Origin of the sequence: Paenibacillus sp. P36, from assembly GCF_045866505.1 — a bacterium.
Lineage (GTDB): Bacteria > Bacillota > Bacilli > Paenibacillales > NBRC-103111 > Paenibacillus_E > Paenibacillus_E chondroitinus.
The window spans coordinates 4,656,671-4,674,218 of sequence record NZ_AP038372.1 but is presented as its reverse complement, the minus strand read 5'-3'; the positions used below and the strand labels follow the sequence as shown (position 1 = coordinate 4,674,218).

Sequence of the window (17,548 nt, the reverse complement as noted above, 5' to 3'; positions counted from 1 at the left end):
TCTAGTTTCAATGTATAGTATAAGAATGCTTTAGAACATAAGAAAATTAATTGTGCTTGCGTATAGATAGATGTCCTACCTTTTAATAGATATATAGTGTAAAAAAATTTGAGAGGAAGGGATATACGATGAAAATTGTTGAGTTAGGAACGCAGGGATTGAAGGTCAGCCAAGAAGGTTTGGGTTGTATGGGAATGAGTACTTATATTTATGGCCCAAGCGACGATAAAGAAAGCATGGCGACGCTTCGGCGAGCAGTCGAACTTGGTATTACGTTCTTCGACACCGCGGAGACCTATGGGATGGGTCATAACGAAGAATTGGTCGGCAAAGCTCTCACAGGGATACGTGAGAATGTTGTTGTCGCAACCAAGATTGGATTTGGTTTCACGGACGAGGGCCAGATCAAAGTTGTCGATGGCAAACGTGTCGTAGATGGCAGTTCCCAAAATGTTGTTAGAGCAATAGAAGGATCACTACGTCGTCTGCAAATGGATTATATCGACCTTGTTTACCTTCACCGTATTGATCCAACAGTGCCCATTGAAGAGACAATCATGGCGATGAGTAAGCTAGTAGCCGAAGGTAAAATCGGCCATATCGGTTTGTCCGAAGCTGCAGCAGGTACAATCCGCCGCGCTCACGCTGTTCATCCAATAACGGCTGTTCAAACGGAGTATTCATTGTTCGAGCGTGGGGTTGAAGCTAACGGTGTGCTTGATACTGTCCGAGAATTAGGCATCGGATTTGTACCGTACTCCCCATTAGGACGTGGATTCTTGACAGGTCAGTTTAAGACGGACCAACTTCATCAAACAGATTTTCGCAAAACGGATCCTCGACTTAGCGGCGATAACCTGGCATCTAATATGCGTATCGTTGAAGCTTTAACTCGGATTGCTGATGCTAGAGGAGTCAAACCTTCACAGTTGGCATTGGCTTGGACGATCGCTCAAGGGTGTGTCCCGATTCCTGGAACTCGTCGAATTTCTTACCTGGAGGAAAACGTCGCAGCTGCAGATATTGTACTGACACAAGATGAGTTAACGAAAATTAACGAAGTTGCGCCAATAGGCATCACCGCTGGTGAGCGTTATACCAAGGCCAATATGTCGTATGTGAACATTTAAGAAATGTATCTTATTATAATCTCAAATGAGGTGTTTATATATGAACGAGATAAAAAACATGTTAAATGAAAGATTTGAGGCTATTGAGCGAAGGATCGTTTTGGTTTTGGAGCAGTTAGACGATCAACAAGTAAACTGGCGTCCTAACGAGTCCAGTAATAGCATATCCAATTTAATCGTTCACATTAGCGGCAATATAAATGATCGTATTGGCAAAGGAATGAACAAGAAACCGTTCACGAGAGACCGTGATGGGGAGTTTGAAGAGCATTTTATAACGAAGAATGATTTAATTGAGATTATTAAAACATCACTTCGTGAAGTTAAAGTGACATTAATGGCCATGAATAGCGAAGGATTATTGGAAACTCAAAAAACGGGCAATCGTGAACAAACAAATTTAGAGATTTTTATTCAGAGTGCAACTCATTTCTCGGAACATATGGGCCAGATTTTATATATAGCAAAGATATTGAAAGATGAAGAATATTTGACTACAACTGTACCAAAGAAGAAACGGGTCTAAATGATATCTGAAAGGAATAGGGGTCCCCAATATCCCCCAATTCATTGTCATTAGAGAAGCCCTACACAAGGGTAATTCTTATTTGAGGCTGCCATTTGGCAGTCTTTTTTTATCTATTGGACATACAGAGAATGTGGTAGAATATAACAAAAAATATTTTGAGGAAGATGGGAGATCTTATGATTAAGTTCTATAAAAACCATATTGAATTTTCAGAATATCCCTTTTCGGCTGCATTAATTTCAAATCAGGGAACACTACATATTGAAGAAATTCGTGAAGTATTACATCAATGTTATGGGAATGGGTTCATTTAGGATTGTATGATCTACTCAAAGCTTATTCTGGTGTTTTAACAGGGAACAAATATAAGCTAGATGAAGAAGAATTTAAAGAACTGTACAATAAAGCTATTAAAATTGCTAATAAAGGGGTCTTGAGGCTTTGAAAACCGGTACAGCTATGTACCGGTTAACCCTGCTGAAATTGTATTTTCTTAATGATTTCTAGAAACTGATTGGCATCTTCAGAAGGATGTAAGGGATATAGCAAACCATAGGGGATTGCGAAGTCCAAGTCACTAGGAATTGTTACTAGGGACGGATGAATATCTGCCCATACATCCAGTGTTAGTAAGACAACACCACTTTCTTCACATCGATTGAATATATCAATATCATAAAGACGCGGAATATCTTTGATTCGGATTTTAGGGTGGTTCTTTATCATAAAAGTACGAATCTCATCAATTACTGCGCTACCTCCGCCATTTACTACAGCCAACTCCTCTCCATACAAATCTTTCACAGAAATAGTTTTTTTAGATGCCAGCCGATGGTTGCGAGATAAAGCAAAGCAGAAACGATTACTTCCCAACTCAAGCACTTGGAAATACTCCTTTAAATTTTCTGTAAGGATAGGCCCTACAATGAAATCATAGTTTTTGCCAATAGTACGATAAGTAGTTGGGAGTGTATGTGAATCATCCTCAAAATGCACGATATTGATTTTGAATTGCGGAAATTGGTTGCTGACTTCATTCCACATATCCAGCAAAACCTTGCAGGGATTAAGCATAGAAGTTCCCACGCGAATTACGAGCTGATTTGCCTGTGCGAATTGACGCATACGCAGCAGAGCTTCTTCGAAAAATTGCACCATAAATGCCGCATCCTTGACAAAGGATTTTCCCGCGTTGGTCAGGTCAATTCCATGGTTAGTGCGGATCAAAAGAGGCATACCTACATGTTTTTCCAATAGATTCATTTGCTTCATCACAGCGGTAGGAGAAATGAAAAGTTTTTCAGCTGCTTTTGAAAAGCTACCGGACTCTACGACCTGAATAAAAGTATTCAATTGTTCTAGCATTCTATGACCCCCTGTTGCATAAACCAATAGTTGATACCATGCTAACTTATTTGAACTTCCGTATCAAGTTCTCCAACTGTAACATTAGAGATGAAAAGAGCAAAGCACTTTGGCTAATCTCCTCCAAGAAAGGAACATTTATTATGGAAATTCGTGACAAGGTTGTTTTTATAACTGGAGCATCCGCTGGTATCGGGTTAGCTACAGTACGTGAATTTGCTGCCGCTGGTGCTAAATTAGCACTGGTAGCCCGATCTGCCGATGTATTAAATCATCTCGCCAAAGAATTACAGAACCAGGGTATTGATGCTGTCGCTATTTCTGCTGACGTGAGTGATCCCAGGCAAGTACAACGAGCCATCGAGGAAACAGTGCTCCACTTTGGCCGTCTGGATGTGATCATCAATAATGTAGGACAAGCTGTAGTTGGCAAGGTCGCTGATCTAAATCTTATTGACTTCCGCAAGATCTTCGAACTCAATGTACTAGGAGCGATAGCGGCAATGCAATCTGCGATCCCTGTCATGCGAAGGCAAGGGGGAGGTCTGATCATCAATATAAGCTCTGTGGTATCTAAGATGCATATTGCTGGATTGGGTGCTTATGCTGCAACCAAAGCCGCTTTGAACATGATTTCCAATACGGCACGAGATGAGTTAGCCTCAGATCATATCCGTGTGATAACCGTTTATCCGCGCTCAACCGCAACGGATTTTGGCAAAAACGCTCTAGGGACTCATGAGCAACAACCCCAAGGATCTTCTTCTCCAAAAGATACTCCTGAAATGGTCGCAGAGAGAATTTTGATTGCAGCCCTAAATGAGCCAGACGAGCAATATATGGATAAATGAGCTTTTATGGTTAACGAGAAAGAGAGTTTAATTACATCTCGAATATTTCAATCATAGTGGGCAGCCAACTAATGGCTGTCTTTTGTATCTTTATGATGATCTAGAAATGTTGTATCATCTAATTAGACGTTAGACTAATTAGATATCTGTCAAAGTTGTTTTAAGGAGTGATAAAATGAGCACTGATTTTTACCTTGTTAGACACGCGATTAAAGAAAAAGAGGTTGGTGATGTCTCCATCTCAGTTGAAGGCTTTGAGCAAGCAAATATAACAGCAAAATATCTCGAAAATTTTCCCATATCAAGAATATTCAGCAGTCCGCTGAAAAGAGCAAAACTAACAGCACAGATCATCGGAAAAGCGGCCAAAATACCAATTGTTGAGGATATTCGTTTGCGAGAGCGTGCCAATTGGGGGGACCTGCCAGGACAAACTTTTGAAGAATTTGTAGCTATGTGGAACCAATGTACGAGGGAAAGAGACTTTTTGCCGCCTATCGGAGATTCTGCAAGAAGGGCTGGTGAGCGATTATCTTCATGCTTGATAGAATTATCAGTTCAATATCCAAATGAAAGTATTGTTATTGTTACTCACGGCGGATTGATAACAGACTTTATGTTAAATGAATTTTCTCAAGATGAACTTAATAATACGCACTCAAATTTCATAAATGAACAAAGCAACTTGATTGCAGAATGCTCTATAACTAAAATTAGTTGTGATGGTAAAGCATTTTGTTTATATGAGTTTGCAAACATTGCCCACTTATCATGTTAGACACTGATATAAGGAAATTGGAGGGAACATGAACGATTTCATACGATTTTTAGAAAGGCATCTGGGTACAGTGAAGCAAATTTTATAAAGTTAAATGGGTGGGATAAGTTTGAAGATAAGCTTGAGGAGTTAGATCCTGATTTGATTGATTTCAATCGCAAAGGCATACTTTAACGAACCATGAATTAGCTAGAACGAAGGATCCGCCGCGGCGGGTCTTTTTGCTATTTGGCACAGAATAAAGCCCGGCTAAAAAAAGATGGAATTAATAACCTATAAAAATGAAATAGCCCCCTAATTCATACGAAGTGGATTCGTAATATGGTTATTAAAGCGTTTACAACATAGGATGAATTCCAAATGTGGAGGGATATAATTCATGAAAAAGTTTCTGGCCGTAGTTGCTGTACTTACGTTTATTGCAGGCTGTGAACAGGGAGGGAGCTCAGCTCCGGTTGCAGGGGAAGGAGACGGAACAAGCAAAACAACATCTGCCACACCGAGTAATGAGTTGTTTATCTATACCGTCAATCCGCCCTATTTCGCCAAGGAAGAAAATTTTGATAAACAAATCGGCGATTTCCTCAAAAAGAAATTCCCAGACGTGAAGATTAAGCATGTTCATTGGGATAACCCTGGTAGACAGTACAAGGATCTTATTGCAGCCGGAACAATTCCAGACCTTATCATTGATAATACGCGCATGAATGTTCAACGTTGGATTTTTGACAATGATCTGCAGTATGATATCCGGGATCTTATCAAAAAGTATAATTTTGATACAACCAAATTAAATCCGTCCCTGATGGCTCAGATGACCAATCTGAAAACGGATGGCAGTATCTATGGTTTGCCTTATAACAATAACGATTTTGTACTTTTTTATAACAAGGACATCTTTGACAAGTTCGGTGTCGATTATCCGAAGAACGGGATGACTTATGATGAGATCTATGAAATCGCCAAGAAGCTAACCCGCGTAGATGGCGAAATCACGTACAAAGGATTTTCTCAAAATCCAGGTCATTATATGAATTATAATCAGCTTTCATTGTCGCCTCTAAGCTTAACGGAGGACAAGGCGAGCATGAACTCTCCCGAGTGGAAAAATATCGTAGATAACTTACGCCGGTTCTATGATATTCCAGCTAACCAGTTTGACACGGTTGAGACTTTTGCGACGAAAGCTAACATTGCGATGGCCGTAGCGACAGTTGATCATTTAGTTACGTACTATGAGCAAAATAAGAATTTGAACTTTGATATTGTATCCGTTCCTTCTTTTAAAGAGGCTATGGATACGAGGTATCAGCCTAATGTGTATTCCATGTATATTACGAAACAATCACAGAAGAAGGATCTTGCTTTCCAGGCCATGGCGGCACTGCTTTCCGAGGAGCATCAAGTGGATCTTGCGAAAGAGGGCGTTATCGTACCGACGGAGTCCAAAGCCGTGCAAGAGGCATTCGGGCAAAACTTGTCACAGATGAGGGGCAAGAATACAAGCGCAATCTTTTACGGTAAAACAGCCATGCCGCCTGCTGCACGTGCCAATGGTTTAATGTGGTATGACGTTCCAATGCAGAACGTATTTGCGCCTCTCATTTTCAAAGAATCGAAAGACACCGTTACGGCACTACGTATGATCGAGGAACAATCGACGAAAGCAATTGCAACTGCCAAAGCTGCGAAAGTGAACACCGATACGGCTGCTGAAGCGAAGAAATAAGTACGAAGGAGAGGGGATAGGATGGAGGAAAGAAAGAGATCACTTCCAGAGGTTTTTGAAAGCAGCAATGGCCGCCGTGTTAAGAGCGTAGAAGATTGGAGAAATTTCAGACGACCTGAAATTATAGAATTATATCGTGAATATGTCTATGGAAGAGAGCCCGTGGGACGTCCTGATTCCTTACGATTTCATGTTGTGTTGGAAACGCCGGTTATGCAGGGAACAGTTATACATAAACAGATCGACATCAATTTTACAGGGCAAGGCGGCGAAGGGCGTATTCGTTTGCAGCTCTATATCCCAATAACTGAGTCTCAGGTACCTACTTTTATCTACGCGGCAATCAAAGGTCAACGTGTGTCCGAAGTGGAATTAGAGGAGTGTTCGGCTTATTGGCCAGTGGAGGATATCGTTTCCCGAGGTTATGCGGCTGTTTCTTATCATGTGGAAGATTTGGACCCGGATTTCTATGATGAAAGTTACCGGAATGGCGTCCACGGCGTATTTGATTCGCCAAGTGAATCACGTTCGCCGGATGCCTGGGGAGCTATGTCCGCATGGGCATGGGGCGCAAGCCGTGTGATGGACTATTTGGAGACGGATTCCCGAATTGATTCAGAGCGGGTAGCTATTGTTGGTTTTTCCAGAAGCGGTAAAGCCTGTTTGTGGGCTGGTGCTTTGGACGAACGTTTTGCCTTAGTTGTCAGTAATGATTCCGGTTGTTCGGGAGCAGCCATTTCGCGAGGTAAGGCAGGGGAGAGGCTTATAAACATTAACCGTGGAAATCCACACTGGTTTAACGATAACTATAAGAAGTTTAATGAACGGGAGGAGGAGCTGCCGATCGATCAACATCTATTGCTATCGCTCATTGCTCCCAGGCCTCTTTATGTAGCCAGTGCATCAGAGGACAATTGGGCCGATCCTAAATCTGAGTTTTTAGGTTTACTTCTGGCGCAATCGGTCTATATGCTTTATGGATTCAACGCTCTAGATGCACACCATATGCCTCCTGTGAATTCTCCTGTATGCAGCGATAGAGTGGGCTATCATCTCAGAGAAGGAAAACACGACATTACCCGCTATGACTGGATGTGCTTTATGGATTTTGCGGATAGAAGACTATAGCATGAATATGGGGGCGCTGGTGCATTTTTGACGAAAAGGGAGCAGACTCCACGGTTAATTGTTGATGATAAGAATAATACAACCGATATTTGGGCAAAAAATGGTAGTAATATTCTGCGTCAACATGTGATTAAGGAGGAGGAACATGCGCTCCGGACGGTCCAGATTAAGAAATTGGATAGAAAAACGATCACCCGCCCAAGTGATTACGGGTTATTACTTTTTGGCAATGATCATTTCCGTGGCATTATTTAGTATCCCTGCTGTGCATAAGCCTGGCATCCATGTTTCTTTCTTCCAAACCATCTTTACCGCTGTAAGTGTTGCAAGCGACACGGGACTTGCTGTTCTTAATGTTGCAGAAACCTACAGTGTCTTCGGTTATTTCGTCATCATGCTGGTTTTGCAATTTGGGGGAATCGGTATTATGGCGATGAGCACGTTTTTTTGGCTTCTTCTTGACCGACGAATAGGCTTAACCCAACGCCGCCTCATCATGGCAGATAATAATCAGTTTGAAATGTCAGGTCTCGTAACTATGATGAGAGAAATATTAGTGATTACCCTTCTTACAGAGCTTATTGGAGGACTTATTTTCGGAATCCGCTTCTTAGCGTATTATGATCGTTGGCAGGATGCCTTTCTTCAAGGATTATTTGCCTCCGTTAGTGCAACGACGAATGCCGGAATGGATATTACCGGACAATCCCTGATTCCGTATGCGAACGATTACTTTGTACAGTTGCTTACAGTTGCTTTAATCATTTTCGGAGCTATTGGTTTTCCCGTGTTAATTGAAGTCAAGGCGTTTCTAACTCATCTAAGAAAACGATCTAAAGAGATCTTTCGCTTTTCGCTTTTTACAAAAATAACGACGGTTACTTATGGATTTCTTCTTGTACTCGGGACGATCCTCATGCTGCTGTTTGAGAGCGATCATTTTTTAAAAGACATGCCCTTGATGGAAAGGTTTTTCTATGCCTTTTTCCAAACCGCAACAACGAGAAGCGCAGGGCTTACAACGATGGACATTAATCATTTATCCGTACCAAGCCTTCTCTTAATGAGCTTTTATATGTTTATCGGCGGATCTCCCAATTCCGTAGGTGGAGGAATTCGTACCACAACGTTTGCTTTGAATATGCTTTTCATTTATCAGTTTTCGAGAGGCTATCGCTCCATCAAGTTATTCCGAAGAGAGGTGCATCAGGAAGATATACTGAAAGCGCTCGCCATTTTTCTACTCGCCACTGTGCTATGCGTGATATCGGTTATTGCCATCTGCAATGTGAATCATGATCTGCCGCTAATCTCGATCATACTTGAGGTATGTTCTGCTTTCGGTACTGTAGGCTTATCTCTCGGTGTAACACCGGATCTTGGCGTGTTCTCTCAATGCATTCTTATGGTGCTCATGTTTCTCGGAAGAATCGGCTTAACCACCTGCTTCTTCTTCCTTCGAGGCAAGCAAGACGACGCCAAATATCGTTATCCCGTCGAACGGATCATGACAGGATAGTGAAGAAACCAGCAAACACTAGTTTGCTGGTTTTTTGCGTTTCAAAACCCATTATCGCAAACCGTTCGTGTATCTATAAAGATTATTAAACGGGATGCTAATGATTATTCGTTAATAAAAACGGACTCCTAGCACACGGAAAGCCCCGATGATAAACGATTTGAGAAAAAGTCGCTTTAAAGATTGTATCCATTTATTCGGTTCTAAGAAATAATGAGATAAGTTTTACTGCATGACGAAAACTTAATCACAAAAAGAGGTGCATCATGAAACGACGAAGATACGCGATATGCGGTGTCAGCAATCGAAGCGTGAAAATGTATATCGGTCCGATGCTGCAAACTTTTTCGAAGCAGGCTGAGATTGTCGGATTACTCGATGTCGACACAAGGCGGTTTGACGTATGTAAGTCCAAATATCCAGAGCTTTCCGACGTTCCGGAATATGGGGCTGATGATTTCGATAAAATGGTCGAACAAACAAAGCCGGATGTGATTATTGTAACAGGGCGTGATGATACGCACGTGACGTATATCATTAGAGCGCTGGAACATGACTTGGATGTGTTATCCGAGAAACCCATGGCAACGACAGGGGCGGATTGCCGCCGTATTATCGAAGCAGAGAAAAAAAGCAATGGCAAAGTGACGGTTACCTTTAATTACCGATACACGCCCATTCACAGCCGGATTAAAGAAATGGTATTGGAAGGAAAGGTTGGCAGAGTGACTTCCATTGACCTGAATTGGTACATTGATACCTACCATGGAGCTAGTTATTTTAAACGTTGGAACCGTATTCGTGAGCATTCCGGTGGACTTTCCATTCATAAAAGCTCCCATCACTTCGATTTGGTCAACTGGTGGATCGGTCAGAGTCCGCTGGAAGTCTTCGCCTATGGCGCGCTGAACTACTACGGCCCGGATGGCGAGCTGAATCCGAAGAAGGTGGAAGGTCGTTACTGCGGAACTTGCGCGGATAAAGGAGATTGCCATTATTTCATGCGTTGGTCATCGCGAAGCAAGGAAGTCCATGTGAAAGATGATCATGTCGACGTGGGATCAGCTGAAGTCCAGGCGCCGTACAGCGCTTACCGGGCCGATGCTTGCATATTCGATTCTGATATCAATATCGAAGATACGTATTCCGCTACCGTTAAATATGACGGCGGTGCATTACTAACGTATTCCGTTAACTTTTCCCTTCCTTACGAGGGTTATCGGCTTGCGATCAACGGTACGAAAGGCCGCATCGAAACGATGGAATATCATTCTCCCAGCAGGGTTCCGTTCCCGGTTCCCGAGCAGACGATCGAATACTTCCCGCTCTTCGGCTCTAAGGAAACAATTCATGTTGTTCATCGACAAGGTGGACATGGTGGCGGCGATCCTACACTTTTGGAAGACATTTTTCTCGGTCCGGATCCGACTCGGCCCTATGATATATTGTCCGGCTCGATGGACGGCGCTAATTCCGTAGGGACTGGCGAAGCTGTTTGGATCTCCGTTAAAGAGAACCGGCCTGTCCGTATCAAGGATGTACTTACTTTGACTTAATTACACGCAGCAGAAAGGAGGCGTTAGCCTTGAAAACGGATGTGTCCGTGAGGAAGTCAACGGTTGGCTGGGGGCGTAGCGGGAGTCTTTTCTGGAGAAGACTCGTTAAAAGCCGTTATTTGTATATCATGGTTACACCGGGACTGCTTTATTTTGGCCTTTTTAAATATTGGCCGATGTGGGGAGTACTGATTGCCTTTAAGGACTACTTACCATTTCGCGGTTTTTGGAACAGTCCTTGGGTCGGTTTCAAGCACTTTGATCGCTTTTTCCACGATCCTGTGTTTTGGCTGCTGTTTAAAAACACGTTCATATTGGCTATCTACAATATCGTCTTTTTCTTCCCAATCCCGATACTCATTGCGTTGATGCTCAACGAACTGCGTCTGGAATGGTTTAAACGCTCTATTCAGACGGCCATCTATATTCCGCACTTTGTATCCTGGGTTGTCGTTGTTGGAATGGCTTACACCTTTTTCTCATTGGAGAACGGTATCTTTACGAACATGCTTGTCCAAGCGGGCATGGAAAAAACCAATTTTCTCATGTCTAATACATGGTTCCGGCCGATGATCATTCTGGAAGTCATTTGGAAGGAATCCGGATGGGGGACGATCATCTTCCTGGCAGCGTTGTCAGGTGTTGATCCTACGCTATACGAGGCAGCTAAAATCGATGGTGCAGGACGCTTCAAACAGATGTGGCATATCACTTTGCCAGCAATTCGGAGTACAATTGTCATCTTGTTCATATTGAGGCTAGGTAACTTTTTGGATACTGGCTTTGAACAAATTTTTCTCATGCTTAATTCGACCAACCGTGAGGTAGGAGAGGTGTTCGACACTTATGTCTATTCTAACGGCGTTCAGCAGGGACAGTTCAGCTTCAGCACGGCTGTTGGTTTGTTCAAATCATTAGTAGGCTTATGCCTGGTATTAGCGGCTAACAAGATTGCAAAGAAATTCGGGGAACAAGGTGTTTATTAAAGTAGAAAGGAGCTGCTGCCATGATTCGTCAATCACTCGGTTCACGTATTTTTGATATTGTAAATGTCGTCGTGCTAATTGCCATTGCCTTAATTACTTTGATTCCGTTCGTGTTTGTATTGTCAGGCTCGTTAACGGCTTCTGAAGAGCTGATTCTCCGCGGTGTCGTCCTGATTCCAACGAAATTATCGCTGGATGGTTACAAATATATTTTTTCGACAAAAACGATTTTGTGGAGTTTAAGTGTAACCGCTTTCATAACCATTGCAGGCACGTTAATCAACCTGTTTTTTACCACGCTGACAGCTTATCCGCTCGCGAGAAACGAGTTTATGGGACGACGTCCGATTATGCTGCTCATTTTGTTCACCATGTTGTTCAGTGGAGGGATGATTCCAACATTTCTGGTTGTGAAATCGCTTGGACTACTCAACAGTTATGGATCATTGCTTATTCCAGGCGCCATCAGTGCATTTAACTTGATTATCATCAGAAATTTCTTCCAACAGCTGCCCGACGGGCTGGAGGAGTCTGCGAAAATCGACGGATGCAACGATTTTCAAATTTTGATCCGCATTGTGCTGCCACTCTCTCTTCCGGCCATGGCAACCTTTGCCTTATTTTATGCGGTGGGTCACTGGAACACGTTTTTTAATGCCATTCTATATATCAATGATACGACGAAATGGCCGATTCAAGTATGGCTTCGCCAAATTGTCATCTTGTCACAAGGAGGGGTCGGGGATTCACAACAAATGGGAAGCGATTATGTAGCGCCTCCCGGCGAAGTGATCAAGATGGCGGTTATTGTTGTATCGACCGTGCCGATTCTGCTTGTTTATCCGTTTTTGCAAAAGCATTTTGCCAAAGGGGTTTTGCTCGGTTCCGTGAAAGGCTAGTCATACAGCAGGCTGCGGATTACGAACCGATTATTTTTGTAACGACACTAGGAGGCTAACATGAAAATTACGAGCATTACTTGTTACAAGCAAACGATGGGATTGTTTTATGTAAAAGTAGAAACCGACGAAGGAGTTTATGGTTTCGGCGAATCAAGCCCGATGCGGCCGGATGTGCTAATGCAAATCATGAACACGGTGATCAAGCCGGCTGTCATTGGGATGGATCCTTTTCAAACGGAATTGATCGAAGAGGTGGTGCTGCGGAGAAACTACAAAATATCAGGTCAATTGCTTGCCTCGGCGTACAGCGGTCTCGAAATCGCGTTATGGGATCTGAAGGGTCGCTATTTGAACCAGCCGGTGTATAATTTAATCGGAGGTCTCTATCGTGATCACATTCCGCTGTATGCATCCAGTATGAGTCGCGATCTAACCCATGCGGAAGAAGCGGATAAAATTCGTGATGCGATCGAACGTCTTAAGGTCAAAGCCGTCAAAATCAAGGTAGGACCTCGTTTCGGGACAGGGCTCCCGGTTGATTTGAACGATGATGTGCTTAAGGTCAAGGCGGCTCGAGAAGCGATTGGACCCGATTGCAAGCTGATGATTGACGGCAACAGCTCTTATACGTACATTCAAGCCGTACAACTTTTCGATCGTATTAAGGAATACAACATTCATCATTTTGAAGAGCCTTGCCCGTATTACGATGTGGACACTTACGTGAAGCTGGCGAACACGCTACCTGTCCCCATCCATGTGGGCGAACAGGATTGGAATATATTCACTTTCCGTGACTTTATTAGCAAGGGCGCTTGTCATCTGTACGCAGCTGATCCTGTCAAATGCGGGGGAATATCTAGCGCGAAGCGCGCTGCTGCTTTATGCCGTGCGTTCGGCATTCACTATGTGCCGCACAACACCACCAAGGGCATCGGCTTCGCCGCAGCCATTCATTTGGCGGCCAGTTCGCCGGAATGCAGCAGCTTTTACGAATACAACATCGAATCAAACAGTACGAGAGAACGTTATTTGAAACAGCCTTTCGAAGTGAAAGATGGACATGTCCTTGTACCGCATGGACCAGGGCTGGGGATCGAATTGGATGAGGAACTAATGGAAGCTACACTTGAAGTTATTCGATAAGATTATTTAGACTATTAAAAGTTCGTAATTAGGGGGCTAACGTATCCATGAAAACGAATCATATTTTTAAGCGTGGACTACTCGTTACAGGAGCATTATCGATTATTCTCGCTTCGGCATGTTCCAATGGCGAGGGAACCAAACCTAGTGCATCGGAATCTACGAAACCAACAGAACTTACCATGATGAATCTGTATTTGACGCCAGAGCCTCCAAAAATGGATAGCGAAGCGATGAAACTGCTTCAGGAGTACACCAACACGAAATTAAACATTACTTGGGTTCCCAGCTCAAGTTATAGCGAGAAGGTTACCGCCTCGATCGCTGTTGCCGGGGATCTGCCACAGATCCTTCTCGTGAAAGACGACCGTAACCCTGCGATTATCGAAGCTGCACGAGCAGGCTTGTTCTGGGAACTGGGGCCGTATCTGAAGGATTATCCGAATCTGAAAACATTGGATGCTACACGTCTAACCAATACGTCAATTGACGGTAAAGTGTACAGCATTTTCCGTTGGAGACCGATGGCTCGTAACGGCGTCATTATTCGCAAAGACTGGTTAAATAATTTGGGTCTACAGGAACCAAAAAACCTCGACGACCTGATGAATATTTTCAAAGCTTTTACCTATAACGACCCTGACAAAAATGGTAAAAATGACACGTACGGCATCTCATTTGATTCAAGCAGCGCGCAAATTTTTCACCTCCTTGCTATGATGGGCGCTCCGAATACGTGGGAATACAAAGATGGTAAAATGTCGCCGGATTTCATGACGAAGCCTTATATGGATACGATGAAATTACTGCAGCAAATGTTCAAGGATAAATTGTTTAACAGTGACTTTCCAGTGGTCAAAGACCGAACTGTATTGGTGAATCAAGGTAAAGCAGGCGTATACATTGGGGCTTATGATGATTTAAACTCCCGGTTCACTGACTTATTGAAAGCGAATCCAAAGGCTGAATTGGATACCGTTGCTACTTTGAGCGGACCTGGGGGAATGAAAGTACAGGGAGGTACCGGCTACAACAGCGTATATATGATCCCGAAAACTAGCGTAAAAACCGAGGATGATCTCAAAAAAGTTCTTACCTATATCGATAAGCTCGGTGATGAAAAGGTACAGAACCTAATGGCGTGGGGGATTGAAGGCAAACACTATAAGGTGGAGAATGGCCAAGCCGTGCGGATTGACGAGCAAGTATTCACCGACGAAATCTATAATAATTTGTTCCAATTAATGGTGTTTGATGGCAGCAAGGCGCTTCCCGGTAAGCAGGACCCTAGCGTTGATAAGTATAACAAGCTTATTCAGAACAACGAACAATACGCAGTTCCGAATCCGGCCTTGCCGCTTCTTTCCAAAACTTATATGGAAAAAGGAAAACAGCTGGATCAGGTCATTACGGATGCTAGAACCAAATTTATCTTGGGTGAACTGGACGAAAATGGCTTTCAACAAGCCATTGCTAACTGGCAAAAGCTAGGCGGAGACCAAGTCATGTCCGAGTACAAAAGCGAGTATGAGAAAACAATGAAAAAATAATGGGTGCGATGGCACCCACTTCATGCGATAATGTACGCAATCGAATCTTATAAATGGCATAAAGAAAGTGAGATTGTCATGAAGCTGAATTTGCCCCGTTATCAAGTGAAACTGTTCGCATTATGCCTACTGCTTGGCGCCATACCTGTTATGGTGCTAGGCATTTTTTCGTATATGAAATCATCGAGCATCATTGAAAACAAAGTGTTGAAAGGAAATGAGCAGCTTCTTCAGCAGACGCAAATCCAAATTGAGAACACGCTGAAAATTATTGATTTCTCCATCTTTCAACTTGGGAATTCGCAAGCGGTTACAGATCTTCTGCCTATACAAATCAAGGCTAACGATTTCCCGTTGGTGGACAGATTGTTAGAAACGATGCAACGCATTCAAATTTACGAACTAGGAATTCTCGATATTCGACTGATTAATATTGATCAGCAGTGGGAGATTAATGATAAGGGTTACACGAAGTTGAAAGAATCGGAGGATCTTCAGCTATTTCGTTCATCTTCTCCACTCAACAGGCAGTTCAAATGGATGACACAAACGGTGGAGGGAAAAGCAGGAAAGCCATCACAAACGAATGTCTTTTTGTTCAAACAATTTCCGAATCTTTCGGCGAATCCCAGTGCTTTCCTGGTGACCCAAATGTCCAATCAGGAGCTGTTCAAAGTACTTCCCAAAAGCAGTGAGCTGGGATCCTTGATCATTCTAGATGACAAAGCCAATATTATCGCGACCGATATGGCTTCTTCATTGGATGCGCTTGTTCGAAATACGCCGCTTTTGAAGGAGATGACCGAAGCTTCCGCTCCGAATGGTTACCGAATTCAAAAAATGGGGAAAGAAGAGTACGGCTTCACCTACCGCAAATCTTCCTATAACGGATGGACGTACCTGTCTGTCGTGTCGTTGGACAGCCTGACACGGGAATCACAATCCATCGGTTGGGCTACAATATGGGCCTGTTTCGTCATCATTGTGTTGATTTCAGTTCTCTCGCTGAAGGGAGCAAATAAGCTGTATTTGCCTGTCCGAGGCTTATATCAGAGAACCGCACAACCGGGGGAAGCTTCTGAATCTCAGGATCCGAAGGATGAGTTTAAGGTAATCGAAAGCCGTATAGAAAAAATGTCGCAAAATTATAGACATATGACTAGCCATGTACAAAGTTTAAGGAATCAATTAAAGCCTTTTATGATATATAAATTAGTGCAGGGGGAACTGTCGGCCAAAGAGATTGAAGAGCAGATTAGGCTGTTTGGTTATAACTCGGAATTCCGATGGCTCGCCGTCGTGGTGATTCAGATGGAAACACTTGAACCTACTCGCTATCAAGAAAGCGACCGTGACCTGTTATTGTTTGCGGTCAGCAACATTGTAGAGGAGCTGGTGCCAACCGAGTATCGTCTGAATCCTGTAGTTATCAAGCAATCACAGGTTACCGTCATCCATGGTAATCACGATTCACCGGAAGCATTTAAGGAGTTTCTATATGAAACGATCAAGCAAGTCCAGGCTAACGTGCTAACATTTCTTGATCTTCCTATCAGTGCAGGCATCAGCCGACCTTTCCAAATGTATAAGGATACTCCGAAAGCCTATGAAGAGGGGCTTGATGCGCTGAAGTATCGAATAACGAAAGTTACCGAGACGATCCTTTTTATCGAAAATGAAGAACCGGAAAAGCAAATGGTGTTTTTTCCCGATCATCTGGAGAAGCAGCTGGTGGAAGCCGTGAAGTTCACGGATGAGAAGCGAGCCCATGCCTTATTAAAGGAGTTTCTGCAAATATTGTCGAATCGCGAGCTCAAACATAACCAGATGTATAACTGGCTTATGAAGCTTCTGCTGGATTTGTTGTACATCCCGGAGCGGCAGGAACGGCCTTCTTTCTCGCTGGATACGAACGCGACACCGTTGTATGAACAATTGAAGCGTTTTAACACGATTCAGGAGATTGAGGATTGGTTTATGGTGCAAATTATCATGCCGATTATCCATACGGAGGATCAGAACAAGGAAGCGCCGCATCAGAAAATATCAAATGAGGTCATCCGGATTATTCAAAGTGAATATGACCGGGAATTAACGCTCGAGGAGTGCGCTTCGCGACTTAATTATCACTCCAGCTATATCCGGCGTGCATTGAAAAAAAGCTTGAATATTAATTTTACCGACTATTTGCTTTCATATCGGATGGAAATCGCCAAAAAATGGCTGTTGGAAACAGATATGAAAATAGCCGATATGTCGCAAAAGCTTCAATATAATAATGCGCAAAACTTTATTCGCTATTTCAAGAAAACGACTGGATTAACACCGGGGCAATACAGGGAAAAGATTCTAAATGACAACGATGGGGAGTAACTGTAG

The 17,548-nt window shown here is 43.1% G+C and carries 14 protein-coding genes; 13 read left to right on the top strand and 1 reads right to left on the bottom strand.

Annotated elements, in window-relative coordinates; all coding sequences use genetic code 11:
* The first annotated feature begins 128 nt into the window (after positions 1-128).
* Both ACKTT9_RS20995 and ACKTT9_RS20990 read left to right on the top strand, forming a co-directional pair.
* Positions 129-1,130 carry an aldo/keto reductase gene (locus tag ACKTT9_RS20995; protein ID WP_407867455.1) on the top strand — a complete coding sequence of 334 codons (1,002 nt, stop codon included), beginning with the start codon at positions 129-131 and terminating at the stop codon, positions 1,128-1,130.
* Positions 1,131-1,170: 40 nt separating this feature from the next.
* Complete coding sequence (locus tag ACKTT9_RS20990) at positions 1,171-1,656, top strand: DUF1572 family protein (RefSeq protein WP_407867454.1); 486 nt, start codon at positions 1,171-1,173, stop codon at positions 1,654-1,656.
* A gap of 471 nt (positions 1,657-2,127) precedes the next feature.
* Here ACKTT9_RS20990 and ACKTT9_RS20985 read toward each other — a convergent pair whose 3' ends face one another.
* The gene (locus ACKTT9_RS20985; RefSeq protein WP_407867453.1) at positions 2,128-3,024 is read right to left on the bottom strand and encodes a LysR family transcriptional regulator; all 897 of its coding nucleotides are present in this window, start codon (positions 3,022-3,024) and stop codon (positions 2,128-2,130) included.
* A 143-nt stretch (positions 3,025-3,167) separates the two neighbouring features.
* On the opposite strand from ACKTT9_RS20985, the gene ACKTT9_RS20980 reads away from it, so the two are divergent.
* From ACKTT9_RS20980 to ACKTT9_RS20930, 11 genes are all read left to right on the top strand, one after another.
* Complete coding sequence (locus ACKTT9_RS20980) at positions 3,168-3,875, top strand: SDR family NAD(P)-dependent oxidoreductase (RefSeq protein ID WP_407867452.1); 708 nt, start codon at positions 3,168-3,170, stop codon at positions 3,873-3,875.
* A 175-nt stretch (positions 3,876-4,050) separates the two neighbouring features.
* On the top strand, positions 4,051-4,653 hold the full coding sequence (locus tag ACKTT9_RS20975; RefSeq protein WP_407867451.1) for a histidine phosphatase family protein: 603 nt from the start codon (positions 4,051-4,053) through the stop codon (positions 4,651-4,653).
* 379 nt (positions 4,654-5,032) lie between these two features.
* Complete coding sequence (locus ACKTT9_RS20970) at positions 5,033-6,382, top strand: ABC transporter substrate-binding protein (protein ID WP_407867450.1); 1,350 nt, start codon at positions 5,033-5,035, stop codon at positions 6,380-6,382.
* A gap of 21 nt (positions 6,383-6,403) precedes the next feature.
* Positions 6,404-7,510 carry an acetylxylan esterase gene (locus tag ACKTT9_RS20965; protein WP_407867449.1) on the top strand — a complete coding sequence of 369 codons (1,107 nt, stop codon included), beginning with the start codon at positions 6,404-6,406 and terminating at the stop codon, positions 7,508-7,510.
* Positions 7,511-7,655: 145 nt separating this feature from the next.
* On the top strand, positions 7,656-9,029 hold the full coding sequence (locus tag ACKTT9_RS20960; RefSeq protein ID WP_407867448.1) for a TrkH family potassium uptake protein: 1,374 nt from the start codon (positions 7,656-7,658) through the stop codon (positions 9,027-9,029).
* A 266-nt stretch (positions 9,030-9,295) separates the two neighbouring features.
* The gene (locus ACKTT9_RS20955; RefSeq protein ID WP_407867447.1) at positions 9,296-10,585 is read left to right on the top strand and encodes a Gfo/Idh/MocA family protein; all 1,290 of its coding nucleotides are present in this window, start codon (positions 9,296-9,298) and stop codon (positions 10,583-10,585) included.
* Between the two features lie 128 nt (positions 10,586-10,713).
* Positions 10,714-11,571, top strand: a complete 858-nt coding sequence (locus ACKTT9_RS20950; RefSeq protein ID WP_407873089.1) for an ABC transporter permease — start codon at positions 10,714-10,716, stop codon at positions 11,569-11,571.
* A gap of 20 nt (positions 11,572-11,591) precedes the next feature.
* Positions 11,592-12,470, top strand: coding sequence for a carbohydrate ABC transporter permease (locus tag ACKTT9_RS20945; RefSeq protein ID WP_407867446.1), 879 nt, complete (start codon positions 11,592-11,594; stop codon positions 12,468-12,470).
* A gap of 60 nt (positions 12,471-12,530) precedes the next feature.
* Positions 12,531-13,619, top strand: coding sequence for a mandelate racemase/muconate lactonizing enzyme family protein (locus tag ACKTT9_RS20940; RefSeq protein ID WP_157320584.1), 1,089 nt, complete (start codon positions 12,531-12,533; stop codon positions 13,617-13,619).
* A gap of 47 nt (positions 13,620-13,666) precedes the next feature.
* Complete coding sequence (locus ACKTT9_RS20935) at positions 13,667-15,169, top strand: extracellular solute-binding protein (protein WP_407867445.1); 1,503 nt, start codon at positions 13,667-13,669, stop codon at positions 15,167-15,169.
* Positions 15,170-15,247: 78 nt separating this feature from the next.
* Positions 15,248-17,542, top strand: a complete 2,295-nt coding sequence (locus tag ACKTT9_RS20930) for a helix-turn-helix domain-containing protein (RefSeq protein ID WP_407867444.1) — start codon at positions 15,248-15,250, stop codon at positions 17,540-17,542.
* The last annotated feature ends 6 nt before the right edge of the window (positions 17,543-17,548 follow it).

Coding starts and splice junctions, on each gene's coding strand:
- ACKTT9_RS20995 (WP_407867455.1), top strand. CDS start 129: ATGAAAATTGTTGAGTTAGGAACGCAGGGATTGAAGGTCAGCCAAGAA.
- ACKTT9_RS20990 (WP_407867454.1), top strand. CDS start 1,171: ATGAACGAGATAAAAAACATGTTAAATGAAAGATTTGAGGCTATTGAG.
- ACKTT9_RS20985 (WP_407867453.1), bottom strand. CDS start 3,024: ATGCTAGAACAATTGAATACTTTTATTCAGGTCGTAGAGTCCGGTAGC.
- ACKTT9_RS20980 (WP_407867452.1), top strand. CDS start 3,168: ATGGAAATTCGTGACAAGGTTGTTTTTATAACTGGAGCATCCGCTGGT.
- ACKTT9_RS20975 (WP_407867451.1), top strand. CDS start 4,051: ATGAGCACTGATTTTTACCTTGTTAGACACGCGATTAAAGAAAAAGAG.
- ACKTT9_RS20970 (WP_407867450.1), top strand. CDS start 5,033: ATGAAAAAGTTTCTGGCCGTAGTTGCTGTACTTACGTTTATTGCAGGC.
- ACKTT9_RS20965 (WP_407867449.1), top strand. CDS start 6,404: ATGGAGGAAAGAAAGAGATCACTTCCAGAGGTTTTTGAAAGCAGCAAT.
- ACKTT9_RS20960 (WP_407867448.1), top strand. CDS start 7,656: ATGCGCTCCGGACGGTCCAGATTAAGAAATTGGATAGAAAAACGATCA.
- ACKTT9_RS20955 (WP_407867447.1), top strand. CDS start 9,296: ATGAAACGACGAAGATACGCGATATGCGGTGTCAGCAATCGAAGCGTG.
- ACKTT9_RS20950 (WP_407873089.1), top strand. CDS start 10,714: ATGGTTACACCGGGACTGCTTTATTTTGGCCTTTTTAAATATTGGCCG.
- ACKTT9_RS20945 (WP_407867446.1), top strand. CDS start 11,592: ATGATTCGTCAATCACTCGGTTCACGTATTTTTGATATTGTAAATGTC.
- ACKTT9_RS20940 (WP_157320584.1), top strand. CDS start 12,531: ATGAAAATTACGAGCATTACTTGTTACAAGCAAACGATGGGATTGTTT.
- ACKTT9_RS20935 (WP_407867445.1), top strand. CDS start 13,667: ATGAAAACGAATCATATTTTTAAGCGTGGACTACTCGTTACAGGAGCA.
- ACKTT9_RS20930 (WP_407867444.1), top strand. CDS start 15,248: ATGAAGCTGAATTTGCCCCGTTATCAAGTGAAACTGTTCGCATTATGC.